The sequence below is a fragment of the Streptomyces sp. NPDC004667 genome, from assembly GCF_040609475.1.
In the GTDB taxonomy this organism is placed as follows: Bacteria; Actinomycetota; Actinomycetes; order Streptomycetales; family Streptomycetaceae; genus Streptomyces.
In genome coordinates this window covers 38,558-63,685 of record NZ_JBEXKC010000027.1, presented here as the reverse complement: position 1 = coordinate 63,685, position 25,128 = coordinate 38,558, and the positions used below count along the sequence as shown (strand labels likewise).

Annotated in this window: 25 protein-coding genes, 1 tRNA gene and 1 pseudogene; 13 read left to right on the top strand and 14 right to left on the bottom strand. The window is 71.5% G+C overall.

Annotation, left to right across the window (positions count from 1 at the left end):
• Positions 1–112: 112 nt before the first annotated feature.
• The 6 genes from paaA to ABZW32_RS17520 all read left to right on the top strand — a co-directional run bounded on the left by paaA (position 113) and on the right by ABZW32_RS17520 (position 5,032).
• Positions 113–1,117, top strand: a complete 1,005-nt coding sequence (paaA, locus tag ABZW32_RS17545) for a 1,2-phenylacetyl-CoA epoxidase subunit PaaA (protein WP_356216697.1) — start codon at positions 113–115, stop codon at positions 1,115–1,117.
• The gene (gene paaB / locus ABZW32_RS17540; RefSeq protein WP_030225109.1) at positions 1,114–1,398 is read left to right on the top strand and encodes a 1,2-phenylacetyl-CoA epoxidase subunit PaaB; all 285 of its coding nucleotides are present in this window, start codon (positions 1,114–1,116) and stop codon (positions 1,396–1,398) included. Before paaA ends, paaB begins: the two co-directional genes overlap by 4 nt.
• Positions 1,395–2,129: a 1,2-phenylacetyl-CoA epoxidase subunit PaaC gene (gene paaC, locus ABZW32_RS17535; protein WP_356216693.1), complete on the top strand. Its 735-nt coding sequence runs from the start codon at positions 1,395–1,397 to the stop codon at positions 2,127–2,129. Before paaB ends, paaC begins: the two co-directional genes overlap by 4 nt.
• Entirely contained in the window at positions 2,126–2,626 is a 501-nt protein-coding gene (gene paaD, locus ABZW32_RS17530; RefSeq protein WP_356216786.1) for a 1,2-phenylacetyl-CoA epoxidase subunit PaaD, read from the top strand. The genes paaC and paaD overlap by 4 nt, the downstream gene beginning before the upstream one ends.
• Positions 2,627–3,763 carry a 2Fe-2S iron-sulfur cluster-binding protein gene (locus tag ABZW32_RS17525; protein WP_356216690.1) on the top strand — a complete coding sequence of 379 codons (1,137 nt, stop codon included), beginning with the start codon at positions 2,627–2,629 and terminating at the stop codon, positions 3,761–3,763.
• 126 nt (positions 3,764–3,889) lie between these two features.
• The gene (locus ABZW32_RS17520; RefSeq protein WP_356216687.1) at positions 3,890–5,032 is read left to right on the top strand and encodes an acyl-CoA dehydrogenase family protein; all 1,143 of its coding nucleotides are present in this window, start codon (positions 3,890–3,892) and stop codon (positions 5,030–5,032) included.
• A gap of 19 nt (positions 5,033–5,051) precedes the next feature.
• Here ABZW32_RS17520 and ABZW32_RS17515 read toward each other — a convergent pair whose 3' ends face one another.
• The 6 genes from ABZW32_RS17515 to ABZW32_RS17490 form a co-directional block, all read right to left on the bottom strand.
• Complete coding sequence (locus tag ABZW32_RS17515) at positions 5,052–5,396, bottom strand: rhodanese-like domain-containing protein (RefSeq protein WP_356216684.1); 345 nt, start codon at positions 5,394–5,396, stop codon at positions 5,052–5,054.
• A gap of 59 nt (positions 5,397–5,455) precedes the next feature.
• Positions 5,456–6,286, bottom strand: a complete 831-nt coding sequence (locus tag ABZW32_RS17510) for a hypothetical protein (protein ID WP_356216681.1) — start codon at positions 6,284–6,286, stop codon at positions 5,456–5,458.
• 155 nt (positions 6,287–6,441) lie between these two features.
• Positions 6,442–7,914: a DUF2252 domain-containing protein gene (locus ABZW32_RS17505; RefSeq protein ID WP_356216678.1), complete on the bottom strand. Its 1,473-nt coding sequence runs from the start codon at positions 7,912–7,914 to the stop codon at positions 6,442–6,444.
• A 68-nt stretch (positions 7,915–7,982) separates the two neighbouring features.
• Positions 7,983–8,630: a response regulator transcription factor gene (locus ABZW32_RS17500; RefSeq protein ID WP_356216783.1), complete on the bottom strand. Its 648-nt coding sequence runs from the start codon at positions 8,628–8,630 to the stop codon at positions 7,983–7,985.
• A 20-nt stretch (positions 8,631–8,650) separates the two neighbouring features.
• On the bottom strand, positions 8,651–10,345 hold the full coding sequence (locus tag ABZW32_RS17495; protein WP_356216675.1) for a sensor histidine kinase: 1,695 nt from the start codon (positions 10,343–10,345) through the stop codon (positions 8,651–8,653).
• Between the two features lie 174 nt (positions 10,346–10,519).
• A tRNA-Leu gene (locus ABZW32_RS17490) sits at positions 10,520–10,602 on the bottom strand.
• A 294-nt stretch (positions 10,603–10,896) separates the two neighbouring features.
• Between ABZW32_RS17490 and ABZW32_RS17485 the strand changes: the two genes are divergently transcribed.
• The 6 genes from ABZW32_RS17485 (at position 10,897) to pknB (ending at position 18,932) form a co-directional block, all read left to right on the top strand.
• On the top strand, positions 10,897–11,706 hold the full coding sequence (locus ABZW32_RS17485; protein WP_356216673.1) for a DUF3662 and FHA domain-containing protein: 810 nt from the start codon (positions 10,897–10,899) through the stop codon (positions 11,704–11,706).
• 10 nt (positions 11,707–11,716) lie between these two features.
• Positions 11,717–12,214 carry an FHA domain-containing protein gene (locus ABZW32_RS17480; protein WP_356216670.1) on the top strand — a complete coding sequence of 166 codons (498 nt, stop codon included), beginning with the start codon at positions 11,717–11,719 and terminating at the stop codon, positions 12,212–12,214.
• Between the two features lie 147 nt (positions 12,215–12,361).
• The gene (locus ABZW32_RS17475) at positions 12,362–13,822 is read left to right on the top strand and encodes a PP2C family serine/threonine-protein phosphatase (RefSeq protein WP_356216667.1); all 1,461 of its coding nucleotides are present in this window, start codon (positions 12,362–12,364) and stop codon (positions 13,820–13,822) included.
• Between the two features lie 31 nt (positions 13,823–13,853).
• Entirely contained in the window at positions 13,854–15,278 is a 1,425-nt protein-coding gene (locus ABZW32_RS17470; RefSeq protein ID WP_356216665.1) for an FtsW/RodA/SpoVE family cell cycle protein, read from the top strand.
• A complete protein-coding gene (locus ABZW32_RS17465) occupies positions 15,275–16,738 on the top strand; it encodes a penicillin-binding protein 2 (protein WP_356216662.1) in 1,464 nt (487 codons plus the stop codon). The genes ABZW32_RS17470 and ABZW32_RS17465 overlap by 4 nt, the downstream gene beginning before the upstream one ends.
• A 157-nt stretch (positions 16,739–16,895) precedes the next feature.
• The gene (gene pknB, locus ABZW32_RS17460; protein WP_356216660.1) at positions 16,896–18,932 is read left to right on the top strand and encodes a Stk1 family PASTA domain-containing Ser/Thr kinase; all 2,037 of its coding nucleotides are present in this window, start codon (positions 16,896–16,898) and stop codon (positions 18,930–18,932) included.
• Between the two features lie 90 nt (positions 18,933–19,022).
• Here the strand turns inward: pknB and ABZW32_RS17455 are convergent, their stop codons facing one another.
• From ABZW32_RS17455 to ABZW32_RS17430, 6 genes and pseudogenes are all read right to left on the bottom strand, one after another.
• On the bottom strand, positions 19,023–19,709 hold the full coding sequence (locus ABZW32_RS17455) for a class E sortase (RefSeq protein ID WP_356216657.1): 687 nt from the start codon (positions 19,707–19,709) through the stop codon (positions 19,023–19,025).
• A 78-nt stretch (positions 19,710–19,787) separates the two neighbouring features.
• Positions 19,788–20,477 (bottom strand): annotated as a pseudogene (locus ABZW32_RS17450) (class E sortase); the annotation flags it as partial.
• 140 nt (positions 20,478–20,617) lie between these two features.
• On the bottom strand, positions 20,618–21,256 hold the full coding sequence (locus ABZW32_RS17445; protein WP_356216654.1) for an aminodeoxychorismate/anthranilate synthase component II: 639 nt from the start codon (positions 21,254–21,256) through the stop codon (positions 20,618–20,620).
• Positions 21,253–21,429, bottom strand: coding sequence for a hypothetical protein (locus ABZW32_RS17440; protein WP_030225149.1), 177 nt, complete (start codon positions 21,427–21,429; stop codon positions 21,253–21,255). Before ABZW32_RS17440 ends, ABZW32_RS17445 begins: the two co-directional genes overlap by 4 nt.
• 112 nt (positions 21,430–21,541) lie before the next feature.
• Positions 21,542–22,282 carry a class E sortase gene (locus ABZW32_RS17435; protein ID WP_356216651.1) on the bottom strand — a complete coding sequence of 247 codons (741 nt, stop codon included), beginning with the start codon at positions 22,280–22,282 and terminating at the stop codon, positions 21,542–21,544.
• Entirely contained in the window at positions 22,251–23,027 is a 777-nt protein-coding gene (locus ABZW32_RS17430; RefSeq protein WP_356216649.1) for a DUF881 domain-containing protein, read from the bottom strand. The genes ABZW32_RS17435 and ABZW32_RS17430 overlap by 32 nt, the downstream gene beginning before the upstream one ends.
• A gap of 92 nt (positions 23,028–23,119) precedes the next feature.
• On the opposite strand from ABZW32_RS17430, the gene crgA reads away from it, so the two are divergent.
• A complete protein-coding gene (gene crgA, locus ABZW32_RS17425; RefSeq protein WP_030225155.1) occupies positions 23,120–23,374 on the top strand; it encodes a cell division protein CrgA in 255 nt (84 codons plus the stop codon).
• Positions 23,375–23,491: 117 nt separating this feature from the next.
• Here the strand turns inward: crgA and ABZW32_RS17420 are convergent, their stop codons facing one another.
• On the bottom strand, positions 23,492–24,367 hold the full coding sequence (locus ABZW32_RS17420) for a rhomboid family intramembrane serine protease (protein WP_356216646.1): 876 nt from the start codon (positions 24,365–24,367) through the stop codon (positions 23,492–23,494).
• Positions 24,368–24,513: 146 nt separating this feature from the next.
• Positions 24,514–25,041: a peptidylprolyl isomerase gene (locus ABZW32_RS17415; protein WP_356216780.1), complete on the bottom strand. Its 528-nt coding sequence runs from the start codon at positions 25,039–25,041 to the stop codon at positions 24,514–24,516.
• Positions 25,042–25,128: the final 87 nt, after the last annotated feature.

Genomic DNA, 25,128 nt, shown 5'->3' with positions numbered 1-25,128 from the left:
ACAGGGTTGCCCACAGAGGTTGACACCCTACGGGCCGCCGTCTCACCATTGAAGCGGATGAACCGAACGATCGGTCGGTCGGGCGGACGGCACACTCTGACAGGGGGCCGGGATGGTCGCAGTGACCCCGGAAACGGGCACGTCAAGCACAGCGGACGCGCGGTCCGGGGACCTCGCGGATCAGCTGCGGGCGTCCTTCGACGCCGCCGTGGCGGCGGACGAGCGGGTGGAACCGCGCGACTGGATGCCCGACGAGTACCGCGCCTCCCTGGTCCGCCAGATGGCCCAGCACGCCCACTCCGAGATCATCGGCATGCAGCCCGAGGCCAACTGGATCACCCGCGCGCCCTCGCTGCGCCGCAAGGCGATCCTGATGGCCAAGGTGCAGGACGAGGCCGGCCACGGCCTCTACCTCTACAGCGCCGCCGAAACCCTCGGCACCAGCCGCGACGAGCTCCTCGACAAGCTGCACTCGGGGAAGCAGAAGTACTCCTCGATCTTCAACTACCCCACCCTGACCTGGGCGGACGTCGGCGCCATCGGCTGGCTCGTGGACGGCGCGGCGATCACCAACCAGGTGCCGATCTGCCGCTGCTCCTACGGCCCCTACGCCCGCGCGATGGTCCGCATCTGCAAGGAGGAGTCCTTCCACCAGCGCCAGGGGTACGAGCTGCTCCTCGCCCTCTCCCGGGGCACCGAGGCCCAGCACGCCATGGCCCAGGACGCCGTCGACCGCTGGTGGTGGCCCTCGCTCATGATGTTCGGCCCGCCGGACGACGAGTCCGTCCACAGCGCGCAGGCGATGGCCTGGCGCATCAAGCGGCACTCCAACGACGAGCTGCGCCAGCGCTTCGTCGACATCGCCGTCCCCCAGGCCGAGTCGCTGGGCCTGACCCTGCCCGACCCGGACATCAAGTGGAACGAGGAGCGCGGCCACCACGACTTCGGCGCCATCGACTGGGCCGAGTTCTGGGACGTCCTCAAGGGCAACGGCCCCTGCAACGAACAGCGGATCGACCAGCGGCGCACGGCGCACGAGGAAGGCGCCTGGGTCCGCGACGCGGCCGCGGCGTACGCCGAGAAGCACACCAGCACCGGACGAGAGGTACAGGCATGACGCAGAACTGGCCCCTGTGGGAGGTGTTCGTGCGCTCGCGCCGCGGCCTCTCGCACACGCACGCGGGCAGCCTGCACGCCCCCGACGCGGAAATGGCCCTGCGCAACGCCCGCGACCTCTACACGCGGCGCGGCGAGGGCATCTCGATCTGGGTCGTGCCCTCCACCGAGATCGTCGCCTCCTCCCCGGACGAGCGGGACCCGTTCTTCGCCCCGTCCGCCGACAAGCCCTACCGGCACCCCACCTTCTACGAGATCCCCGAGGGGGTGCGTCACCTGTGAGCAGCACCGGCACCGAGAGCACCACCGCCGGCGCGGCCGTCCTGGCCCTCGGCGACGACGCGCTGATCCTCTCCCACCGCCTCGGCGAGTGGGCGGGCCACGCCCCCGTCCTGGAGGAGGAGGTCGCGCTCGCCAACATCGCGCTCGACCTGCTCGGGCAGGCCCGCATCCTGCTGTCCATGGCGGGCGACGAGGACGAGCTGGCCTTCCTGCGCGAGGAGCGGTCCTTCCGCAACCTCCAGCTGGTCGAGCAGCCCAATGGCGACTTCGCCCACACCATCGCCCGGCAGCTCTACTTCTCCCTCTATCAGCACGAGCTCTACGTGGAACTCGCCGCCGGGAACGGCCCGTTCGCCCCGCTGGCGGCCAAGGCCGTGAAGGAGACCGCCTACCACCGGGACCACGCCGAGCAGTGGACGCTGCGGCTCGGTGACGGCACCGAGGAGAGCCGGTCCCGGATGCGGGCCGCGCTGGACGCCCTGTGGAAGTTCACCGGGGAGATGTTCCAGCCGGTCGAGGGCCTGGACGTCGACCCGGCCGCCCTGGAGACCCGCTGGCTGGCCGCCCTGGGCTCCGTACTGGACCGGGCGGGCCTGGCCCTGCCCGAGGGGCCCCGTACGGGCGCCTGGGCCGCCGGGGCGGGCCGGCAGGGCCTGCACACCGAACCGTTCGGGCGGCTGCTCGCGGAGATGCAGCACCTGCACCGCAGCCACCCGGGGGCCTCGTGGTGACCGCCGCCGCGCAGACCCGTCTGGAGACGGAGCTGGCCGAGCTGGCGGGCTCCGTGCCCGATCCGGAGCTGCCGGTGCTCACCCTCGCCGAGCTGGGCGTCATGCGCGGCGTCCGGATGCACGAGGACGGGCACGTGGAGGTCACCCTCACGCCCACCTACACCGGCTGCCCGGCCATCGAGGCCATGTCCGCCGACATCGAGCTGGCCCTGAACGGCCACGGCATACCCGACGTCCGCGTGACGACCGTCCTGTCCCCCGCCTGGTCGACGGACGACATCACGGCCGAGGGCCGCCGCAAGCTGGCCGAGTTCGGCATCGCCCCGCCGCGCCCCCACTCGGCCGGCGGACCGGTGCCGCTCACCCTGTCGGTCCGCTGCCCGAACTGCGGATCCACCGACACCGAGCTGCTCAGCCGCTTCTCCTCCACCGCGTGCAAGGCGCTGCGCCGCTGCGTGGCCTGCCGCGAACCGTTCGACCACTTCAAGGAGCTGTAGATGGCCGTGTCAGTGCCCCCGGCGTCCGCCGGCAGCGCGCGCCCCGCGCGCCACGGCGCGTTCCACCCGCTGACGGTGGCCGCGGTCGACCGGCTGACGGACGACTCGGTGGCGCTGACCCTGTCCGTCCCCGAGGAGCTGCGCGCCGAGTACCGGCACGCGCCCGGCCAGCACCTCACGCTGCGCCGCACCGCCGGCGAAGGCGCGGAGGTCCGCCGCACCTATTCGATCTGCTCCCCCGCCCCGGCCGCCGACGGCCCGGGCCCGGCGGTGCTGCGGGTGGGCGTGCGGCTGGTGGAGGGCGGCGAGTTCTCCACCTTCGCGCACAAGGAGATCGCGGCCGGGGACGTGCTGGACGTGATGGTCCCGGCCGGACGGTTCATCCTGGACCCGGCCGGCGCCCCGGCCGGCGCGCACTACGCGGCGATCGTCGGCGGCAGCGGCATCACCCCGGTCCTGTCGATCGCCGCCACCCTGCTGGCGGCCCGGCCCGACGCCCGCTTCTGCCTGGTGCGCGGCGACCGCACGGCCGCGTCGACGATGTTCCTGGAGGAGGTCGCCGACCTCAAGGACCGCTACCCCGACCGCTTCCAGCTGGTCACCGCGCTCTCCCGGGAGGAGCAGGAAGCCGGTCTGCCCTCCGGCCGCCTCGACGAGGCGCGACTGACGTCCCTGCTGCCGGCGCTGCTGCCGGTCTCCGAGGTCACCGGCTGGTACCTGTGCGGGCCGTACGGACTGGTGGAGGGCGCGGAGCGGGCCCTGGGCGCCCTCGGCGTCGCCCGGACCCGGGTGCACGAGGAGGTCTTCCACGTCGAGGACACCGCCCCGGCGGCCGCGGCCCGGACGGCCGCGGCGCCCGCCCACGGCCGGGTCACCGCCCGGCTCGACGGCCGCTCCGGCACCTGGCCGGTACAGGACGGCGAGTCCCTGCTGGACGCCGTGCTGCGGGGCCGCGCGGACGCCCCGTACGCCTGCAAGGGCGGGGTCTGCGGCACCTGCCGGGCCTTCCTCGTCACGGGCGAGGTGCGGATGGACCGCAACTTCGCGCTGGAGGAGGAGGAGACCGAGGCCGGGTTCGTGCTGGCCTGCCAGTCCCACGCGGTCTCCGAGGAAGTGGAGATCGACTTCGACCGCTGAGCCTTCCGGCCGCCCGCCGCCGGATCCCCCACCGGGCTGTGTTTTTCCCACGCCGTGTTCTATCTTGACGCACCGTCAGATCTGAACGGACACGACCGGGATCCGGTGCGCGCGGGAGGACAGGCAGTGGACTTCACCTTCACCGAGGAACAGCAGGCCGCGGTCGAGGCGGCGAAGGCCGTCTTCGCGGACGTCGCCCCCGACCGCGTGCCCAGCCCCGCGCTCACCCCGGGTGCCGTCGCGGAGGAGTTCGACCGGCCCCTGTGGGCCGCACTGGCCGGCTCCGACCTGCTGGGCCTGGTCCTCGCCGAGGAACACGGCGGGGCCGGCCTGGACGTCATCGCCCTGTGCCTCGTCCTGCGCGAGGCGGGCCGGGTGCTGGCCCGGGTTCCGCTGCTGGAGCACTGTGCCACGGCCATGGCCGTACAGGCCCACGGCGGCCCCGAACTGGCCGCCGCCCTGCTGGCCGACGCCGGGCGCGGCGCGCTCGTCCTGACCGTCGCCGCCCACGGCCGCACCGGCCACGATCCTGCCGAACTGGCCGTCACCGCCCGCCACGAGGACGGCACATGGATCCTGGACGGGGTCCAGACCTGCGTCCCCTGGGCCCACAGCGCCGACTGGATCGCGGTGCCCGCCCACGGCGGGGACGGCGGGGCCCTCATCGCGCTCGTCCCGCGCGTCACCGACGGGCTCACACTCGCCGACCAGTACTCCACCAGTGGGGAACGCCTCGCCGAGCTCACCCTGGACGGGGTCCGGGTCCCCTCCGCCCATCTGATCGACGCCCCCGGAGCCTGGGACCGGCTCCACCGGATCCTGGCCACCGGCACCTGCGCCCTCGCCATGGGACTCGGCGAGAACGTGCTCGCCATGACCGGCCGGTACACGAGCAAGCGCGAACAGTTCGGCTTCCCGGTCGCCACCTTCCAGGCCGTCGCGGTCCAGGCCGCCGACCGCTACATCGACCTGCGCGCCATGGAGGTCACCCTCTGGCAGGCCGCCTGGCGGCTGGACGCGGCGACCGACGGCGCGGGCGGCCCGTTGCCGGCCGCCGGCGATGTCGCCGTCGCCAAGATCTGGGCCTCGGAGGGCGTGCGCCGGGTCGTACAGACCGCGCAACACCTCCACGGCGGCTTCGGCGCCGACACCGAGTACGCGCTGCACCGCTACCACGCCTGGGCCAAGCAACTGGAACTCCAGCTGGGCCCGGCCGCCGCGCACGAGGAGGCACTGGGCGACCTGCTGGCCGCCCATCCCCTCGCGTGACGGCCCACGCCCCGTCGGCCTAGAGCACGAAGGCCGGGTTCCCGCTGTCCGTCACCATCGGGCGCCCCGCGCCATCCCACGCCTGCATCCCGCCGTCGACGTTCACGGCGTCGATCTCCTGGCGCACCAGGTACTGGGTCACCTGCGCGGAACGTCCGCCGACCCGGCACATCACGTGGACCCGGCGGCCGTCCTCGATGGCCTCGGTCAGCTCGCCGAAGCGGGCGACGAAGTCGCTCATCGGGATGTGCAGCGCACCCTCGACGTGCCCGGCCGCCCATTCGTCGTCCTCACGGACGTCCAGGACAAAGCCTTCGGCCGGCACCGAGGCGGCGTCCACCGAGGGAAGCGGTCCGAGGTTCATAACTGTCGCCTTCTCTCTTCGCGGGTCTCGCCCGCCAACCTATAGGACCCCGTACACCGCTAGAGGGTCCCGAAGGCCGCCAGCTCCGCCTCGCGTTCGGAGACCTGCGCGAGCAGCTGCTCCGCGATCTCCTCCAACAGCCGGTCGGGGTCGTCGGGCGCCATGCGCAGCATCGCCCCGATCGCGCTCTCCTCCAGCTCCCCGGCCACCATCGACAGCATCTCCTTGCGCCGCGCCAGCCACTCCAGCCGGGCGTAGAGCTCCTCGCTCTCGCTCGGCCGCGCGGCCTGCGGCGCGGGGCCCGCCGCCCATTCCTCGGCCAGCTCCCGCAGCAGCCCTTCCTCGCCCCGCCCGTACGCGGCGTTGACCCGCACGATGAAGGCGTCCCGGCGGGCCCGCTCCTGCTCGTCCTGGGCCAGGTCCGGGTGCGCCCGGCGGACCAGCTCCCGGTACAACCGGCGCACCTCCTCCGAGGGCCGCACCCGCTCCGGCGGCTTCACGGACCGGTCGGTCAGCATCGCCGACGCGTCGTCGGAGATGCCGTCCGAGTCCAGCCAGTCGTGGAAGAGCTCCTCCACCCCGGGCATCGGCATGACCAGCGCCCGCGCCTCCCGCGCCATCCGCAGGTCCTCGGGGTCACCGCTGCGGGCCGCCTTCGCCTCCGCGATCAGCGCGTCCAGCTCGTCCAGCCGCGAGTACATCGGGCCGAGCTTCTGGTGGTGGAGCCGGGAGAAGTTCTCGACCTCCACCCGGAAGGTCTCCACGGCGATCTCGAACTCGATCAGCGCCTGCTCGGCGGCCCGCACGGCCCGCTCGAGCCGCGCCTCGGGCCGCTCGTCACCGGAGGCGCCGGGCTCTTCGGGAACTGTCTGCTCGGTCTGCTCGCTCACCCGGCCAGCCTACGGCCAGCGCGGGGCGGCATGTTTCACGTGAAACACAGCTCACGTGAAACACAGCTCACGTGAAACACGGCCCACGTGAAACACGGCCCACGTGAAACACGGCCCACGTGAAACACGACGCGCCCGAGCCGACCCTCAGACCCTCAGACCCCGAACTCCGCCGGTATCCGGCCCGCCCTGACCGCCGCCACCAGGTCCGCGTGGTCGGCCTCGCTGCGATCGGCGTAGGCCACCGCGAACGTGGCGACGGCCTCGTCCAGCTCCTCGTTCTTGCCGCAGTACCCGGCCAGCACCCGCGGATCCGCGCTGTGGGCGTGCGCCCGCGCCAGCAGGGCGCCGGTCATCCGGCCGTAGTCGTCGATCTGGTCGACGGCCAGCGCCGCCGGGTCCACGCTGCCCTTGCGGTTGCGGAACTGGCGGACCTGGAAGGGCCGGCCCTCCACCGTGGTCCAGCCCAGCAGGATGTCGGAGACCACCTGCATCATCTTCTGCCCGGCCACCACCCGGCGGCCCTCGTGCTCCTCCCCCGGCGCGTGGAAGCCCAGCCCCGGCAGGTACGGCAGCAGCACCGACGGCCGCGCCTCCTTCACCTGGAGCACCAGCGGCTCACCCCGGTGGTCCTGCAGCAGCACCACGTACGACCGGGTGCCCACGCTCCCGGTGCCCACGACCCGGAACGCCACGTCCTGGACCGCGTACCGGGCCAGCAGCGGCAGCCGGTCCCCCGAGAGGGTCTGCAGGTACGGGCCCAGGGAGGCGGCCACGGCCGCGGCCTCACCGTCGCCGACCCTGCGCAGCACGGGCAGCGCGTCCACGAAGCGGCGGTAGCCGTCGTCCCCGGCCTCGGTCGACTTGGCGGCGAACCGGGCGGAGGTGTTGTTGCGGGCCTTCTCCGAGACCCGTTCCAGCGTGCCCAGCAGATCGCGGGCATCGGTGTGCGAGACCAGTTCCTCGTCGGCGATGGCGTTCCACGCGTCCAGGGCCGGCAGCTTGGCCAGCAGCCGCATGGTCCGCCGGTAGGCGCCCACCGCGTCCCGGGCGGCCGCCCGGCAGGTGTCCTCGTCCGCTCCGGCCACGCGCCCGGCGAGCACCAGGGAGGCCGCCAGCCGCTTGACGTCCCACTCCCAGGGGCCGAACACCGTCTCGTCGAAGTCGTTGAGGTCCATGACGAGGTGCCCGCGCGCGTCCCCGTAGAGACCGAAGTTGGCCGCGTGCGCGTCGCCGCAGAGCTGCGCGCCCACCCCGGTGACCGGCCCGCCGGACAGGTCGTGGGCCATCAGGCCGGCCGCCCCGCGCAGGAACGCGAAGGGGTTGGCGGCCATCCGGCCCACGCGTATCGGGGTCAGCTCGGCGACGCGGCCGACGTTGGACTCCTCCACCGCGCGCACCGCGTCGGGGCGCCCGGCGGGAGCCTCGAAGTGCGCGTGGGCCGCCCGCGGCACCCGCGCCCGCAGCGCCTTCCCGGCCTCCTTCTGCGAGCCCGGCAGGGCCCTCGACGCGAAGCCCTCGACGCGGGGTATCCGCCCGCCGCCCCGCCCCGCCGCCGCACCGGCCGCACCACCCGCGTACGCCGCGTTCGCCGCGTCCGCCGTCTGCTGCTTCGGTACCGTCGCCATCCGCACTGCCCCCGCACTGTTCGCGCCCCATCGGCCTCGGTAGCCGATCAAGTCGGCCCGAACCGTACCTAGAGCCCGGCGTCCCTGGCCAGCAGGGCCGCCTGAACCCGGTTCTCGCACTCCAGCTTGGCCAGGATCCGGCTGACGTACGTCTTCACCGTCGCCTCGCTCATGTGGAGCCGGCGGCCCGCGTCCGCGTTGGACAGCCCCTCGCCCAGCAGCGCCAGCACACCGCGCTCGCGCTCGCTCAGCCCGGCCACCCGCCGCCGGGCCGCCTCGCCGCGCCCGGCGACCCGCCCGGTCGCCAGCTGGTCCACGACGTGCCGGGTCGCGCCGGGGGAGAGGTAGGCGTCCCCGGCCGCGGCCGCCCGGACCGCTCCGATCAGCTCGCCCGGCGCCGAGTCCTTCAGCAGGAAGCCCGCACCGCCCTCGCCGAGGGCCCGCAGCACGTTCTCCTTCTCCCCGAAGGTGGTCAGGATCAGCGCCCGCACGCCCGGTGCCGCCCGCCCCAGCTCGCCCAGCGCGGTCAGTCCGTCCATCACGGGCATCTGGATGTCCAGGAGCATCACGTCCGGGGCGTGCGAGCGGGCCAGCTCCACCGCCTCCCGGCCGTTGGCCCCCTCCGCGACGACCTCGATGTCCGGCGCCGAGGTCAGGATCATCCTGATCCCGGCCCGGATCAGCGGCTCGTCGTCAGCGATCACCACTCGGATCACCTTGGCTGTCACCCGCGCTCCTACTGCTTGACCTCGTACGCCTGCTTCTCCACGAGCTTGCCGTCCCGGAAGCAGAAGCGGAAAACGGAGTCGTTGGTCAGCGCCGACGAGTCCTCCGTCGACAGCAGGGCCAGGCAGTCCGAGCCCTCCGGCCGCGGCGGCCCCTTGCGGTCCAGCCCCGACGTCAGGACGCTGTCCCCGTCCGGCAGCCGGTCGCGGACGGACTTCTCCACGTCGCCCACGCTGACGGCGTCGTACTCCTCCTTGCTGATCATCGCCTTGTTCACGGTGCCCAGCAGCAGGGTCATCCCGGCTCCCAGCACGATGATCAGCAGCACCACCGCCGCGACGGCTATCCCGCAGCCCGTCGCGATGCCGCCGGTCCGGCTGCGCGCCGGCACGGCCAGTTCGCGGTCCACCGCCGCCCAGTCCATCGGCGGCGCGGTGCGCCGTACCGAGGCACGGGCCTGGGAGCGCTGACCGAAGTCGTCGGCCACGTCCTCCTCGGCCACCCCGGCCGGCTCCGACCCGTACGGCAGCACACCGGCCACCCGGAAGCCGCCGCCCTCGGCGGCGCCCGCGTGCACCATTCCGCCGACCAGCCTGGCCCGTTCCCGCAGCCCCGTCAGGCCCTGCCCGCCGGAGATCACCTCGCCGGGCCCCGGGGCGGCGGCCGGACCGTTGGCGATCTCCACGACCAGCGAGTCGTCCTCGTAGCGCAGCTCCACGGTGATCGCCGACCCGGGCGCGTGCTTGTAGGCGTTGGTCAGCGCCTCCTGCACGATCCGGTACGCCGCGTGGTCGCAGGCCGCGACCAGCGGCCGGGGGGTGCCCGCCGTACCGAGCCGTACGTCGGTCCCCGCGGCCCGCGCCGCCTCCACGATGCCCGCGATCCCGGCGACCCCCCGCGCCGCCGGCTGGGCCTCCTCCACCGCGGGCGGGGCCTCCACCCCGTCCCGCAGGATCCCGACGACCTCGCGCAGCTCGTGCATCGCCGCGACGGAGGCCTGCCGCAGCACCCCGACGGCCTCGCGCTGGCGGTCGGTCAGCACGGGGTCCACCTCCAGCGCCCCGGTGTGCACCGAGATCAGCGCCAGCTGGTGGCCCAGGCTGTCGTGCATGTCCTGGGCGATCCGCTGGCGCTCGCGCAGCCGGGCCTGCCCGGCCACCATCGTCCGCTCGCGCAGCAGTTGGTCGTTGCGCTCCTGGAGGGCGCTGATCAGCGTCCGGCGCTGGTGCCAGTAGCGGCTGGCCAGGCCGGGCATGACGGTCGCCGCCAGGAACAGCAGGGTGGAGAAGACGACGATCAGCAGCGGCCGGGTCTGGGACCACTGGTCGTACAGGCCGAGGCCGACCTCGGCGAGGAAGGCCAGCACGAAGGCCGTCAGGGCCCGCCCCACGCCGACGATCCGCCGGCCCGCCGACCAGCCCAGCACGATCGTCACGAGGAACACACCGGGCAGGAAGGCGCTCGCCGCCGCACCCAGCACCAGGGTGGCCGCCGGCAGCCTGCGCCGCAGCAGCACCAGCGCCACGATGGCCAGGACTCCGAGGACCATCTTCTGACCGGAGCTGTTGCTGAGTTCGTCGATGCCCAGGCCGAGCAGGGACAGTACGGCGGCGATCGTGAGGTCCCCCGCGAAGGCGCGACCCGACCAGGGCTCGGCCCCCTTCAGCCACACCCAGCCCACCCGCACTCCCGCCTTGGCATCCACCCGAACGACCCTAGACACCGATCCACACACCCGTCCGCCGACTTTCGTCGCGTCCCGCCCGACGAAAGTCGGCCGCGGGCACGGGCACCGCCGCAGGCACGGGCACGGCCGCAAGCACGCGCACAACGAAGAACCCCCGCTCCGGATTTCTCCGAAGCGGGGGTTCTCCCGATGTGGGCGAGGGGGGATTTGAACCCCCACGTCCCGAAGGACACTGGCACCTGAAGCCAGCGCGTCTGCCGTTCCGCCACTCGCCCGAGCAGCTCCCCAGTTGACTTCCCTTTCGGGCCGTTTCCCTGGCGACGAACGAAAGATTAGCACGTCATCCGGGGTGGATTCACATCCCTTTCCCGGACCCCCCTCGCACCCTCCGGGACCGGCCCCTCCCGGAGTCCCCTCCGGGTGCGGGACACTGTCCCTGGAGCGCCCCTACGATCCCTTGTGAGTACCAACACTCCTGTACACGGGACCGTAGGGGAACCAGCCGAATCCGCCACGCGTGGATACGATCAGTAAGCAGTACAGGGCGACAGCGACGGAGGAGGTGCCCCATGGGAGTTCTGAAGCGGTTCGAGCAGCGACTCGAAGGTCTGGTGAACGGCACCTTCGCCAAGGTGTTCAAGTCCGAGGTCCAGCCGGTGGAGATCGCCGGAGCCCTCCAGCGGGAGTGCGACAACAACGCCACCATCTGGAACCGCGAGCGGACCGTCGTGCCCAACGACTTCATCGTGGAGCTCAGCACCGGCGACTACGAGCGCCTGAGCCCGTACTCCGGCCAGCTCGGCGACGAGCTCGCGGGCCTCGTCCGCGACTACGCCAAGCAGCAGCGCTACAGCTTCATGGGCCCCATCAAGGTCCACCTGGAGAAGGCCGACGACCTCGACACCGGTCTGTACCGTGTCCGCAGTCGCACCCTCGCCTCCAGCACCTCCCAGGACGCGCCGCAGGCCCCCCAGGGCCAGCAGCAGGGCGGTTACGGCTACCCGCCGGCCGCCGCCCCGCCCATGCCGTCCGGACCGCCTCCGGGCGGACCGGGCGCTCGCGCCGGCGGGGGTCCCGTACCCCCCGGCGCACCGGGCACCACCCGGCGTTGGATCGAGATCAACGGCACCCGCCACCAGATCTCGCGCCCCACGCTCGTACTCGGCCGCAGCACCGAGGCCGATGTGCGGATCGACGACCCCGGCGTCTCGCGCCGGCACTGTGAGATCCGGACCGGAACACCCCCGACGATCCAGGATCTCGGGTCCACCAACGGCATCGTGGTGGACGGGCAGCACACCACCCGCGCTACGCTCCGCGACGGCTCGCGGATCGTCGTGGGCAGCACCACCATCATTTACCGGCAAGCCGAAGGGTGAAGCGGGGGCAATGTCAGAGCTGACCCTGACGGTCATGCGGTTGGGTTTCCTGGCCGTTCTGTGGCTGTTCGTCATCGTGGCCGTTCAGGTCATCCGCAGTGATCTCTTCGGCACGAGAGTCACGCAGCGCGGCTCCCGCCGCAGCGGCGCGACCGCCTCTCCGCCGCAGCCGGGGCGGCAGTCCGCGCCACCGCAGCAGCGCCAGCGCCGCGGTGCGCCGACCAAGCTGGTCGTCTCCGAGGGCACCCTCACGGGAACCACGGTGGCCCTCGCCGGCCAGACGATCACGCTGGGCCGCGCCCACGACTCGACGATCGTGCTGGACGACGACTACGCCTCCAGCCGGCATGCCAGGATCTACCCGGACCGTGACGGCCAGTGGATCGTCGAGGACCTCGGGTCCACGAACGGCACCTATCTCGACCGGACCAGGCTGACCACCCCGACGCCCATTCCGCCGGGCGCCCCGATCCGCATCGGCAAGACCGTCATCGAGCTGCGGAAGTAGTACGAGAATGAGCGAGCGGAGCGAGCGAGCCGCGGCGGTCCGTCCCACCGGGGACCCGGACCCGCGCGCGCTCCCGACCGGAGGGTGGGCAGTGTGGCTCGTCGAGACCGGTTGTACCCCGAGGCATCGTCGACAGGGCAGGTGCGCATGAGTCTGTCCCTGCGGTTCGCCGCCGGATCGCACAAGGGGATGATCCGCGAGGGCAACGAGGACTCCGGCTACGCCGGTCCCCGGCTCCTCGCCGTCGCCGACGGCATGGGCGGCCAGGCGGCCGGCGAGGTCGCCAGCTCCGAGGTCATCTCCTCCCTCGTGCAGCTCGACGACGACGTCCCGGGCTCCGACATCCTCACCGCCCTCGGCAGCGCCGTGCAGCGGGCCAACGACCAGCTGCGCGTCATGGTCGAGGAGGACCCCCAGCTCGAAGGCATGGGCACCACGCTCACCGCCCTCCTGTGGACGGGCCGCCGGCTCGGCCTCGTCCACGTCGGCGACTCCCGCGCCTACCTCCTGCGCGACGGCGTCCTCACCCAGATCACGCAGGACCACACCTGGGTGCAGCGCCTCGTCGACGAGGGCCGGATCACCGAAGAGGAAGCCACCACGCACCCGCAGCGCTCGCTGCTGATGCGGGCGCTCGGCAGCGGCGACGTCGTGGAACCCGACCTCTCCATCCGCGAGGTCCGGGCCGGCGACCGCTACCTGATCTGCTCCGACGGCCTCTCCGGCGTGGTCTCCCACCAGACCCTGGAAGAGACCCTCGCCGACTACCACGGCCCGCACGAGACCGTGCAGACGCTGATCCAGCTCGCCCTGCGCGGCGGTGGCCCGGACAACATCACCTGCATCGTCGCGGACGTCCTCGACACCGACAGCGGCGACACCCTCGCGGCCCAGCTGAGCGACACCCCTGTCGTCATCGGCGCGGTCGCCGAGAACCAGCACCAGCTCTTCGACGGCAACGCCATGCAGACCCCGGCCGGCCGGGCCTCGGGCCTCGGCCGCCAGGCCCCGCCGCCGGCGGGCGCCTTCGGCCCTCCCGGCAGCGGCGAGGCCCCCGGCTACGGCTACCCCGACCAGGGCCAGGGCGGCGGCGCGTACGGCAGCTTCGGCGAACCCGAGGGCTACGAGGCCGAGGCCCCGTACGAGGACACGTACGACCACCCCCGCAGGCGGCGCAGCAAAGGGCGCAAGTGGACCACGCGCACGCTGATCCTGCTGCTCGTGGCCGGTGTCGTCGGCGGCGGGCTCTACGCCGCGCACCGCTGGACGCAGACCCAGTACTACGTCGGCGTCAAGGGTGACCACGTCGCGCTGTACCGCGGCATCAGCCAGAACCTGGCCTGGATCCACCTCTCGCAGGTGGATACGGATCACCCCGAGATCGAACTGAAGTACCTGCCGTCCTTCAAGCGCAAGCAGGTCGAGGCCACCATCAGCGAAGGCAGCATCGACGGGGCCCGCAAGAAGATCGACGATCTCGGCACCCAGGTGTCCGCCTGCAAGAAGGACGAAGCCCGCCGCGCCGCGGAAGCGCAGAACACCCAGACGCCCGGCCCCAGCCTGACTCCCGCGGAGCAAGCTCTCGTCGGCCAGTGCGAAAAGCAGTAGACATACGCGGGCACAGGGGGCCTGCCACACCATGAGCGTTGTCACCAACACGACCACCATCGGCGCCATCGAGGCGCCGAGCCGGCGGAACACCGAGCTCCTGCTGCTCGCCTTCGCCGTGGTCATCCCGATCTTCGCCTACGCCAACGTGGGCCTGGCGATCCACGGCGAGCTGCCCCCGGGCATGTTCCTCTACGGGCTCGGCTTCGCCGTCCTCGCCGGCATCGGCCACCTCGTCGTACGGCGCTACGCCAAGTACGCCGACCCGCTGCTGCTGCCGATCGCCACCCTGCTCAACGGTCTGGGCGTCGTCCTCATCTGGCGGCTCGACCAGTCCGAGCGGCTGCAGACCCTCGCCAAGCGCAGCTTCGGGGTCTTCACCGAGTCGGCGCCGCGGCAGATGATGTACACGGGGCTGGCCCTCGCCCTTTTCGCGGTCGTGCTGCTGGTCCTCAAGGACCACCGCGTGCTCCAGCGGTTCACGTACATCTCGATGGCGGGCGCGCTGATCCTGCTGATCCTGCCGGTGGTCCCGGGTCTGGGCGCGGACGTCTTCGGCGCCAAGATCTGGATCAGCGTCGGTGGCTTCTCGATCCAGCCCGGTGAGTTCGCGAAGATCGTCATCGCCATCTTCTTCGCCGGCTACCTGATGGTGAAGCGCGACGCCCTGGCCCTGGCCAGCCGCCGTTTCATGGGTCTCTACCTGCCGCGCGGCCGTGACCTGGGCCCGATCCTGATGATCTGGGCGATGAGCCTGCTCGTCCTGGTCTTCGAGAACGACCTCGGCACCTCGCTGCTCTTCTTCGGCATGTTCGTGATCATGCTGTACGTGGCCACCGAGCGCACCAGCTGGATCGTCATCGGCCTGCTGATGTCGGTCGGCGGCGCCGTGGTCGTCGGCACCTTCGCCAGCCACGTCAAGGTCCGCGTCACCGCCTGGCTGGACCCCTTCGCCTGCTACAGCACCTCCGGCGCCTGCGAGCAGGTCGGCCAGTCGATCATGAGCTTCGGTTCCGGCGGGGTCCTCGGCACCGGCTGGGGACAGGGCAACTCCGACCTCATCGGCTTCGCCGCCAACTCCGACTTCATCTTCTCCACCGTCGGCGAGGAACTCGGCCTCACCGGCGTCATGGCCTTCCTCCTGCTCTACGGGCTGATCATCGAGCGGGGCGTCCGCACCGCCCTCGCCGCCCGCGACCCCTTCGGCAAGCTCTTCGCCATCGGGCTCTCCGGCGCCTTCAGCCTGCAGATCTTCGTCGTCGCCGGCGGAGTCATGGGCCTCATCCCCCTCACCGGCATGACCATGCCCTTCCTCGCCTCCGGCGGCTCCTCCGTCCTCGCGAACTGGGTCCTCATCGCCATCCTCATCCGGATCAGCGACACCGCACGCCGACCTGCCCCGGCCCCCGCCCCGTCCCCCGACTCCGAGATGACCCAGGTGGTCCGCCCGTCATGAACAAGCCCCTGCGCCGCATCTCGCTGTTCTGCGGGCTGCTCGTCCTCGCCCTGCTGATCCGGACCAACTGGCTGCAGTACGTGCAGGCCGAGGACCTCAGCACCCGCAAGGAGAACCGCCGGGTCCAGATCGCCCAGTACGCCACCGAACGCGGCAACATCATCGTGCAGGGCCAGCCCGTCACCGGCTCGGCCGTGACCGACGGCAGCGACTACAAGTACAAGCGGACGTACCTCGACGGACCCCTGTGGGCGCCCGTCACCGGCTACGCCTCGCAGGCCTTCGGCTCGACGCAGCTGGAGTCCCTCGACGACGGCATCCTCACCGGCAACGACGACCGGCTCTTCTTCGACCGCACCATCGGCATGTTCACCGGCGAGAAGAAGCAGGGCGGCAACGTCGTCACCACCCTGAACGCCGCCGCCCAGAAGGCCGCGTACGAGAAGCTGGGCAACAAGAAGGGCGCCGTCGCCGCGATCGACCCGCGCACCGGCGCCATCCTGGCCCTGGTCAGCACCCCCTCGTACGACCCGTCCACCTTCGCCGGCAACTCCAAGACCGACGAGAAGGCCTGGGTCGCGCTGAAGGACAGCGAGGACAAGAACCTCGTCAACCGCGCCCTGCGCGAGACCTACCCGCCGGGCTCCACCTTCAAGGTGGTCACCGCCGCGGCCGCGCTGGAGAACGGCGTGGTGAGCGACATCAACGCCCCCACGGACACCCCCGAGCCGTACATCCTGCCGGGCACCAAGACCCCGATGGTCAACCACGCGAGCGGCTGCGAGAAGGCGACGCTGAACTTCGCGCTCCAGGTCTCCTGCAACTCGGTCTTCGCGAACATGGGCGACAAGGTCGGCCGCGACAAGATGGTCGAGACCGCCCAGAAGTTCGGCTTCAACAACGACAAGATCGACACCCCGGTCCGCGCCTTCGCGAGCGTCTACGACAAGACCATGGGCAAGGACGGCAACGCCCAGAGCTCCATCGGCCAGTTCAACACCGCCGCCACCCCGCTCCAGATGGCCATGGTCACCGCGGCGATCGCCAACGACGGCAAGCTGATGAAGCCGTACATGGTCGATCAGCTGACCGCGCCGAACCTCGACACGATCGAGAAGCACGAGCCGCAGGAGATGAGCCGCCCGGTCTCCGCCGCGAACGCGCAGAAGATCCAGCAGATGATGGTCAACGTCGTCGAGCACGGCACCGGCGAGAACGCGAAGATCAAGGGCGTCACCGTCGGCGGCAAGACCGGCACCGCCCAGCACGGCGAGAAGAACGCCAAGCGCCCCTACGCCTGGTTCATCGCCTACGCCGACAACCCCGACGGGACCTCCCCGGTCGCCGTGGCCGTCGTCATCGAGGACAGCGCCGCCGACCGCGAGGACATCACCGGCGGCGGCCTGGCCGCCCCGGTCGCCAAGGCGGTCATGGAAGCCGTACTGAAGAACAAGGGATGACAAGCGGAGACAGGATCCGAGCGCTCGGTACCGGTCCGATATCAGCCTGTGGTCACGAACCGATCACTGACGATCGGCCGGTAGCCTTGCCGCGAACAGCACACCGCCGGACCACACACGGGTGCGGTCGGGACTGACGGAGAGGGCTGCAAACGTTATGGAAGAGCCGCGTCGCCTCGGCGGCCGGTACGAGCTGAGCCACGTGCTCGGCCGTGGTGGCATGGCCGAGGTCTACCTCGGCCACGACACCCGGCTCGGCCGTACCGTCGCCGTCAAGACCCTGCGCGCCGACCTCGCCCGCGACCCGTCCTTCCAGGCCCGGTTCCGTCGCGAGGCCCAGTCGGCCGCGTCGCTGAACCACCCGGCGATCGTCGCGGTGTACGACACCGGCGAGGACTACGTCGACAACATCTCCATCCCGTACATCGTGATGGAGTACGTCGACGGCTCGACCCTGCGCGAGCTGCTGCACTCGGGCCGCAAGCTGCTGCCCGAGCGCACCCTCGAAATGTGCATCGGCATCCTGCAGGCGCTGGAGTACTCGCACCGCGCCGGCATCGTGCACCGGGACATCAAGCCCGCCAACGTCATGCTGACCCGCACCGGCCAGGTCAAGGTCATGGACTTCGGCATCGCCCGCGCCATGGGCGACTCCGGCATGACGATGACGCAGACGGCCGCCGTGATCGGCACCGCCCAGTACCTCTCCCCGGAGCAGGCCAAGGGCGAGCAGGTCGACGCGCGCTCCGACCTGTACTCGGCCGGCTGCCTGCTCTACGAGCTGCTCTGCGTCCGGCCGCCGTTCGTCGGCGACTCCCCCGTGGCCGTGGCCTACCAGCACGTGCGCGAAGAGCCGCAGCCGCCGTCGAACTTCGACCCCGAGATCACGCCCGTGATGGACGCCATCGTCCTCAAGGCCCTGGTCAAGGACCCCGACTACCGCTACCAGTCCGCCGACGAGATGCGGGCCGACATCGAGGCCTGCCTCGAAGGCCAGCCCGTGGCCGCCACCGCCTCCATGGGAGCGGCCGGCTACGGCTACCCCGACCAGGGCGGCTACGGACACCCGGGCCAGGACCAGGCCACCACCGCGCTGCGCTCCCCCGACGCGGGCCAGACCTCGATGCTCCCGCCGATGCCCCCCGGGGGCGACGGCGGCTACGGGTACGGGGACCAGGGACACGGCGGCTACGACCAGGGGCACGGCCGTCGCCAGCAGAAGAAGAGCCGGGCCTCGACGATCCTGCTGGTCCTCGCCGGCGTCCTCGTGCTGGTCGGCGCGATCCTGATCGGCCGGACCCTCTTCGACACCAGCGCGGACAACCGCCCCGCCGTGCCCAAGCTCGTCGGCCAGACCTTCGACTCGGCGCAGCAGAGCGGCAAGAACATGGGCCTCACCGTGGAGAAGGAGGCCGAGGAACCCTGCGAGGACCAGCCCAAGGGCACCGTCTGCTCGCAGAACCCGGCCGCCGACACCAAGGTCGACAAGGGCTCCACGGTCAAGGTCAAGGTCTCCACGGGCGCGCCCAAGGTGCCGGTGATCGACGTGGTCCGGCTGCCGTTCGCGGAAGCCGAGGCGCAGCTGAAGGCCAAGAAGTTCCAGGTCGAGAAGAAGCTCGTCGAGTCCGACGCCGCCACCCCCGGCACCGTGACGGACCAGAACCCCAAGGCCGGCAGCCAGGCCGAACAGGGCTCGGTGATCACCCTCACCGTCGCCAAGGAGGTCGCGAAGGGTCTCGTGCCCGACCTCTCCGGCAAGACGAAGGAGGAGGCCGCCAAGGCCCTCCAGGCCGTGAAGCTCAAGCTGGGCAGCACCACGGAGGTCGACTCCCCCGGAGCCCCGCCGAAGACGGTCGTCCAGCAGCAGTACGCGCCGGGCACGGAGCTGGCGAAGGACACCCCGGTCAACGTCAGCATCTCCAAGGCCGCCGCCGCGACGCCGACGGCGGTGCCCGCGCTGACGGGTCAGACGGTGGCCCAGGCCAAGCTGACGCTCCAGGCGGCCAACCTGGTCTTCGGCGCGGTGCTGGCGGGCGCGACCGACGACAACGCGGTGATCATCGACTCCAACCCGCCCGTCGGCACCCAGGTGCCGGGCGGCACCGTGATCAACGTCCGCACCGCCCCGAAGGCCCAGGACGGCAACAACGACGGCGGAGGCTTCTTCGGGGGCCTCACCGGCGGCCGCCGCTAGCGGAGCGCGTGCGAACAGGCCCGGCCCCCGACGGGGGCCGGGCCTGTTCCCGTTCCGCAGCGCAGCCGGGCGGTCAGCGCGGCCCCGCGGTCAGCGCAGCTCCGCCGGGGGCGTGCGCTTCTCGTCCACCTTCTCCGTGCGCACCAGCTCGCCCCAGACGATGTAGCGGTACTTCGAGGTGTAGACCGGGGTGCAGGTCGTCAGCGTGATGTACCGGCCCGGAGCCGTCTTCCCCGATTCCTTCGGGACCGGGTTGATCACGTCCACGTTGTACTTCGAGGTCTGGCGCAGCTCGGCGAAGACCTTGTAGACGTACCAGGTGTCGCGGGTCTCGAAGACGACCGCGTCGCCGTTCTTCACCTTGTCGATGTTGTGGAACTTCGCCCCGTGCCCGTCGCGGTGCGCGGCGAGCGTGAAGTTGCCCTTGTCGTCCCAGGGCAGGGCCGACTTCACCGGATCCGTGTAGTAGCCGGCGACGCCGTCGTTGAGGACGTCGGGGGCGGTGCCCGGCTTGACCAGTACCTCGCCGTTGTCCATCGACGGCACGTGCAGGAAGCCGATGCCGTCCCCGGTGTCGAGGGCGCCCGGCTGGGCGGGCGCGTTCGGGGCCTGCGCGGGGGCCGACTGCCACTGCCTGCGGACCTGGTCGCCCCGGGCCGAGGCCTGCCGGTCCGCGAGGACGTTCGTCCACCACAGCGAGTAGGCCACGAACAGGCCCAGGACCAGGCCCACCGTGATCAGGAGCTCTCCCAGCAGGCTCAGGAACCCTGCGATCACGCTGCGATCGGCAGGCGGCGGTGCGGAGCGACGGCGGCGGCGGGCACGAGACACTGCGGGTTCGTCCTTACGGGCTGGTCAGCGGCTGTTCAGCGCGGGCGGAACACCCTGGCTGCGCGGGCGTTCGTCGATCATCCTGCCCCATACGATCATCCGGTAGGTGCTCGTGAACTCGGGGGTGCAGGTCGTCAGCGTGATGTACCGGCCCGGCCCGGTGAACCCGGACCCCTCCGGGACCGGCTTGATCACCGAGACGTTCGCCGGGGAGGTCTGCGGGAGCACCGAGGTCATCTCGTACGTGTAGTACGCGTCCCTCGTCTCCACCACGATCGGGTCGCCCGGCACGAGCCTGTTGATGTAGCGGAACGGTTCGCCGTGGGTGTTGCGGTGGCCGGCGACGGCGAAGTTGCCCTGTTTGTCGGCCGGCATGGCCGTCTTGAGCACGCCCTCGCCGTAGTGGCCGACCATGCCCCGGTCGAGCACCTTCGCCTTGCTGATCCCCTCCGCCACCGGGACCTTGAGGTCCAGCTTGGGGATGTGGAGGATCGCGAAGCCCTGTCCCGGCTCGAAGGCGGCCACCGGCGGCGCCGAGGGCGTACCCGCTCCCGGTGCCCGCTCCCAGGTCTGCCGCAGCGAGCCGGCGGCCCCGTTGGCCGTCCGTTCGGCGAGCAGGTTGGTGTACCAGAGCTGGTAGGTCACGAACAGCAGCATCACCAGGCCCACCGTGATGAACAGCTCACCGGCCGCCCGGCTCAGCACCACCACCGGGCCGCCGGAGCGGGGGCGGGCGCGCCGCCGTCCCCGCCCTCCCCGTTTGCGTGCCCGCGCGTGCGAGCGCTTCGCGGCCTCCCGGTCCGCCTTGCGCCGCGCGGCCCGGCCCTCGGTGGGCGCGGACGGCGCGACCGTCGTCACGCGACGGCCTTGCCCACCACCGGGGCCAGCCCCACCGACCGCTCGACCGCTCCGGCGTCTCCGCAGCGCACGAGCCAGTTCGCGAGCATCCGGTGCCCCCACTCGGTCAGTACCGACTCGGGGTGGAACTGCACGCCCTCGACGTCGTGCTCCCGGTGCCGCAGGCCCATGATGATCCCGTCCTCGGTCCGCGCGGTGACCTCCAGCGCGTCCGGCAGGGTCAGCGGTTCGGCGGCCAGCGAGTGGTACCGGGTGGCGGTGAAGGGCGAGGGCAGTCCGGCGAAGACGCCGAGGCCCTCGTGGACCACCGGCGAGGTCTTGCCGTGCAGCAGCTCGGGGGCCCGGCCCACCACGCCGCCGTAGGCGACGGCCATGGACTGCATGCCGAGGCAGACGCCGAAGACCGGGACGCCCGTGTCCGCGCAGTGCCGGACCATGTCGACGCAGACGCCCGCCTCCTCCGGCGTGCCCGGCCCCGGCGAGAGCAGCACGCCGTCGAAGCCGTCCTGCGCGTGGGCGAGCTCGACCCCGTCGTTGCGCAGCACCTCGCATTCGGCGCCGAGCTGATAGAGGTACTGGACCAGATTGAAGACAAAGCTGTCGTAATTGTCGACAACCAGAATGCGCGCGCTCACGGAGTCGCTCCCGATCCCTCGTCCACCGTCACGTCGTTGAACGGAAGCAGCGGCTCGGCCCACGGGAATACGTACTGGAACAGTACGAAAACCACCGCCAGGATCAGTACGAGAGAGATCAGCGCGCGAACCCACGCGTTGCCCGGCAGGTGCCGCCAGATCCAGCCGTACATTCCGTCTGTTTCCTTCGTCGTCCACGATCGTTCCACGCACCGCGGGGGCGGTACCGCAACAGCCTAAAGGCCAGGACCCCGCCGTTGGGGGTCACCGGGGCAATCCCTGCGTTCAGCCGGGTGCGGCGGGCCCGGTCGCGGTGAGTTCCGCCCAGACGACCAGCCGGTGGCTGTGGCCCCATTCGGGATCGCAGGTGGTCAGCGTCAGATATCTGCCCGCGGCGGTGAAGGGGGACCGCGCGGGCACCGGGTCGACGACCGCGACCTCGGTGGGCAGGGTGCGCAGCGGTGCGGCGCGGACGGTGTACGTGTACCGGTGGGTGGCGTCGCGGACGATCACCTCGTCCCCCGGACGGAGCTCCGGGACGTCCTTGAAGGGGTCTCCGTAGGTGCGCCGGTGCCCGGCCACGGCGAAGTTGCCGTCCTCCCCGGGCCCGGCCGTGCCCGCGTAGTGGCCGAGGCCCTTCTTCAGCACGCCGGGGTCCGTGCCCTCCAGGACCGGCTTGCTCCAGTCCGGGCCGAAGCGGGGCACGTACATCTCGGCGAAGGCCTGCCCGGCGGGGCGGGGCCGCGGCTGCGCGGCCCGCTGCGGGGGTGCGGGTGTCCCGGAGGGCCCCGGGGACGGGGCGGCCGGCGGAGCCTGGGCGGCGGCAGGGGCCGCGGCCGCCCAGCGGTCGCGCAGCCGGTCCCGTTCGCCCTCCATGGCCCGGTCGGCCTTGACCCCGGTCCACAGCAGCACGTAGGCCGTGAACAGCACGATCAGCGTCCCGGCCGTCAGGCACACCTCGCTGAACGTCCGTACCACCAGGCGCAGTACGACGTCAGGGCGCGGCGGACTCCAGCGGCTTCGCATAGTGGAGGTCCACTGTGCCGGAGTACCCCAGCAGTGTCAGCCTCTTGTCCTCGTCCACTTTCCAGCCGAGCCCATACGCGTTGACGTACAGCTGGTAGTTCTGCAGGGCGGGGGAGGCCGCGAGGGCCTTGCGCAACGCGCCCGGGTCGCCGACGGCCGACACCTTGTACGGGGGCGAGTAGACCCGGCCCTGGAGGATCAGGGTGTTGCCCACGCAACGGACCGCGCTGGTGGAGATCAGCCGCTGGCCCATGACCTCGATGCCCTGGGCGCCGCCCTGCCACAGGGCGTTCACCACGGCCTGGAGGTCCTGCTGGTGGATGACCAGGTCGTTGGGCTGGGGCTCGGGGACGCCGGGGACGCGGGCGGTGGCGTTCGGCGGCGCGTCGTTGAGGGTGACGCTCAGTCCCTTGCCGGAGAGCTCCTCGGTGCCCGCGGCGGTGCGCAGGGCGGCCAGCTTGGCGTCCTCGGCCTTGGTGCTGCCGTCGTCGCGTTCGGCGAGGGCGTCCACCCGGTCCCGCGCGAGCGCGGCGGTCTTCTCCAGCTCGGCGTTGTTGGCGCTGCGCTCGTGGATGAGGTCGGAGAGTTTCAGGAGCGATGCGTCCGTCCGGATGTTCGTACCCTTGGACGTGTTGAAACTGGTGACGAAGATGAGGCCTGCCAGGGCGAAGACGGCGGCCGTCAGCAGCCGGGCCACCCCGGTCCGGCGACGGGGACCCGCGGAGGAGTCGTCGGATTTGCTCAACGTACCCTTCTCCTTCAACGCCAGTAGGTCCACTACGCTAACGGACGCCCGGGGCAGGCCAGGTCCCCAGCGCATCGACAGGAGAGCCCCTCGTGCCGAAGTCACGTATCCGCAAGAAGGACGACTACACGCCGCCGCCGGCGAAGCAGGCGCAGACGATCAGGCTGACGAACCGCAGCTGGGTCGCCCCGGTCATGCTGGCGTTCTTCCTCATCGGTCTCGCGTGGATCGTCGTCTTCTACGTGACCGACACCCAGCTGCCCGTCGAGGCCCTGGGCAATTGGAACATCGTGGTCGGTTTCGGATTTATCGCTGCCGGATTCGGCGTCTCCACGCAGTGGAAGTGATGCGCGGATAACGCCGCGGCGCAAGCTCTCCCCAGGAGTTATCCACAGCGTCATCCACACCTGAGGAAAAGACAGAAGATCTGTGGATAACTCTGTGGAGAGTTGACGCCGGTGTGATCAGGTGAGTTCGGCGGTCCGGACCACGACCAGCACGACGGCCACCAGGAACACGGCCACACAGGTACCCGTCTGTACCAGTATGCGCTTCCTGCCGGTGGCGGGAGCCAGCATGCCGAGGGCCACCAGCGCGCCGGTCACCAGGCCGCCGATGTGCGCCTGCCAGGACACCGACAGGCTGCCGCCCAGCGGCACGAAGGTGATCAGCAGCATCAGCCCGAGCGTGATCAGGACCGGCCGCATCTCGTAGCGCAGCCGGCGGGCGAGGACCACGGTGGCGCCGAGGAGCCCGCAGATGGCGCCCGAGGCGCCGAGGGTCGGCGTGTTCGGAGCGGTCAGCAGGTAGACGAGCGCGCTGCCGCCCAGCCCCGACAGCAGGTAGAGGGCGAGGTAGCGGGCCCGCCCCAGGGCGGCCTCCAGCGGGCCGCCGATCACCCACAGGGCCAGCATGTTGCTGAAGATGTGCCACCACTCGACGTGCAGGAACACCGAGGTCAGCAGCCGGTGGTACTGGCCGGTGGAGATCCCCTCCAGCGGCGCCCCGTAGTACTCGACGTAGCGGCCGAGCAGCTCCAGCTGGACGGCCAGTCCCGGGACGGCGTACGTGGCGAGGAGGACGGCCACGTTGATCCCGATCAGGATCTTGGTGACGAGCTGGGGATCGGCCGCGACCCGGCCGCCCGCGAGGGTGCGCGGGGCGTTCGCCGCGGGGGCGTGTCCGGTGCCGGAACCCCCGCGGACGCATTCCACGCACTGGAAGCCGACCGCGGCGCTCACCCTGCACTCGGGGCAGACCGGGCGGTCGCAGCGGGTGCAGGTGATGCCCGTGTCGCGGTCCGGGTGGCGGTAGCAGCCCGGCAGACGGTCGGTGTCCATCGGTCCCCTCGATCGGCGGCGCGGCCGGCGGGGGAGGTGCCCCGCCGGTCCGGGTACACAACCAGGACGGACGGGCGGGGCGCAAAGGTTCCCGGGGCCGCGCGGGGCGCGCCGGCCGGCGGGAGGCGGTCAGTGCTTCCCCGCGGTCAGCGCTTCTCCACCGTGACCGACTGGATGATCACGTCGTCCAGGGGGCGCTCGGTGCGCGGGTTGGTGGCGCCCGCCGCGATCTTGTCCACGACCTTCTGGCTGGCGGGGTCGGTCACCTCGCCGAAGATGGTGTGCTTGCGGGTCAGCCAGGCGGTGGGCGCGACCGTGATGAAGAACTGCGAGCCGTTGGTGCCCGGGCCGGCGTTGGCCATCGCGAGCAGGTAGGGCTTGGTGAAGGCCAGATCGGGGTGGAACTCGTCGGCGAAGCGGTAGCCCGGCCCGCCGGTGCCGTTGCCGAGCGGGTCGCCGCCCTGGATCATGAAACCGCTGATGACGCGGTGGAAGACGGTGCCGTCGTAGAGCGGAGCGGTGGTCTTCTGGCCGTCGGTGGGACGGGTCCACTCGCGGGCGCCCGTGGCCAGCTCCACGAAGTTGCGGACGGTCTTGGGCGCGAAGTTCTCCAGCAGCTCGATCTCGATGTCGCCGTGGTTGGTCTTCAGGGTGGCGTAGAGCTTCTCGGCCACGGGTCTGCCTTCCATAGTCATCACTGTCGGTCCCGATCCTCCCACGGAGGGCAGCGCGGCACAGAAATCCTCCACCCGTATGCCCTG

What these genes read in the sequence shown, in the direction of transcription:
- ABZW32_RS17420 (WP_356216646.1), bottom strand. Translation starts at nt 24,367, where the DNA reads ATGGACACCGACCGTCTGCCGGGCTGCTACCGCCACCCGGACCGCGAC.
- pknB (WP_356216660.1), top strand. Translation starts at nt 16,896, where the DNA reads ATGGAAGAGCCGCGTCGCCTCGGCGGCCGGTACGAGCTGAGCCACGTG.
- paaA (WP_356216697.1), top strand. Translation starts at nt 113, where the DNA reads ATGGTCGCAGTGACCCCGGAAACGGGCACGTCAAGCACAGCGGACGCG.
- ABZW32_RS17475 (WP_356216667.1), top strand. Translation starts at nt 12,362, where the DNA reads ATGAGTCTGTCCCTGCGGTTCGCCGCCGGATCGCACAAGGGGATGATC.
- ABZW32_RS17515 (WP_356216684.1), bottom strand. Translation starts at nt 5,396, where the DNA reads ATGAACCTCGGACCGCTTCCCTCGGTGGACGCCGCCTCGGTGCCGGCC.
- ABZW32_RS17485 (WP_356216673.1), top strand. Translation starts at nt 10,897, where the DNA reads ATGGGAGTTCTGAAGCGGTTCGAGCAGCGACTCGAAGGTCTGGTGAAC.
- ABZW32_RS17505 (WP_356216678.1), bottom strand. Translation starts at nt 7,914, where the DNA reads ATGGCGACGGTACCGAAGCAGCAGACGGCGGACGCGGCGAACGCGGCG.
- ABZW32_RS17435 (WP_356216651.1), bottom strand. Translation starts at nt 22,282, where the DNA reads ATGCGAAGCCGCTGGAGTCCGCCGCGCCCTGACGTCGTACTGCGCCTG.
- ABZW32_RS17525 (WP_356216690.1), top strand. Translation starts at nt 2,627, where the DNA reads ATGGCCGTGTCAGTGCCCCCGGCGTCCGCCGGCAGCGCGCGCCCCGCG.
- ABZW32_RS17480 (WP_356216670.1), top strand. Translation starts at nt 11,717, where the DNA reads ATGTCAGAGCTGACCCTGACGGTCATGCGGTTGGGTTTCCTGGCCGTT.
- ABZW32_RS17465 (WP_356216662.1), top strand. Translation starts at nt 15,275, where the DNA reads ATGAACAAGCCCCTGCGCCGCATCTCGCTGTTCTGCGGGCTGCTCGTC.
- ABZW32_RS17440 (WP_030225149.1), bottom strand. Translation starts at nt 21,429, where the DNA reads ATGTACGGCTGGATCTGGCGGCACCTGCCGGGCAACGCGTGGGTTCGC.
- paaB (WP_030225109.1), top strand. Translation starts at nt 1,114, where the DNA reads ATGACGCAGAACTGGCCCCTGTGGGAGGTGTTCGTGCGCTCGCGCCGC.
- ABZW32_RS17470 (WP_356216665.1), top strand. Translation starts at nt 13,854, where the DNA reads ATGAGCGTTGTCACCAACACGACCACCATCGGCGCCATCGAGGCGCCG.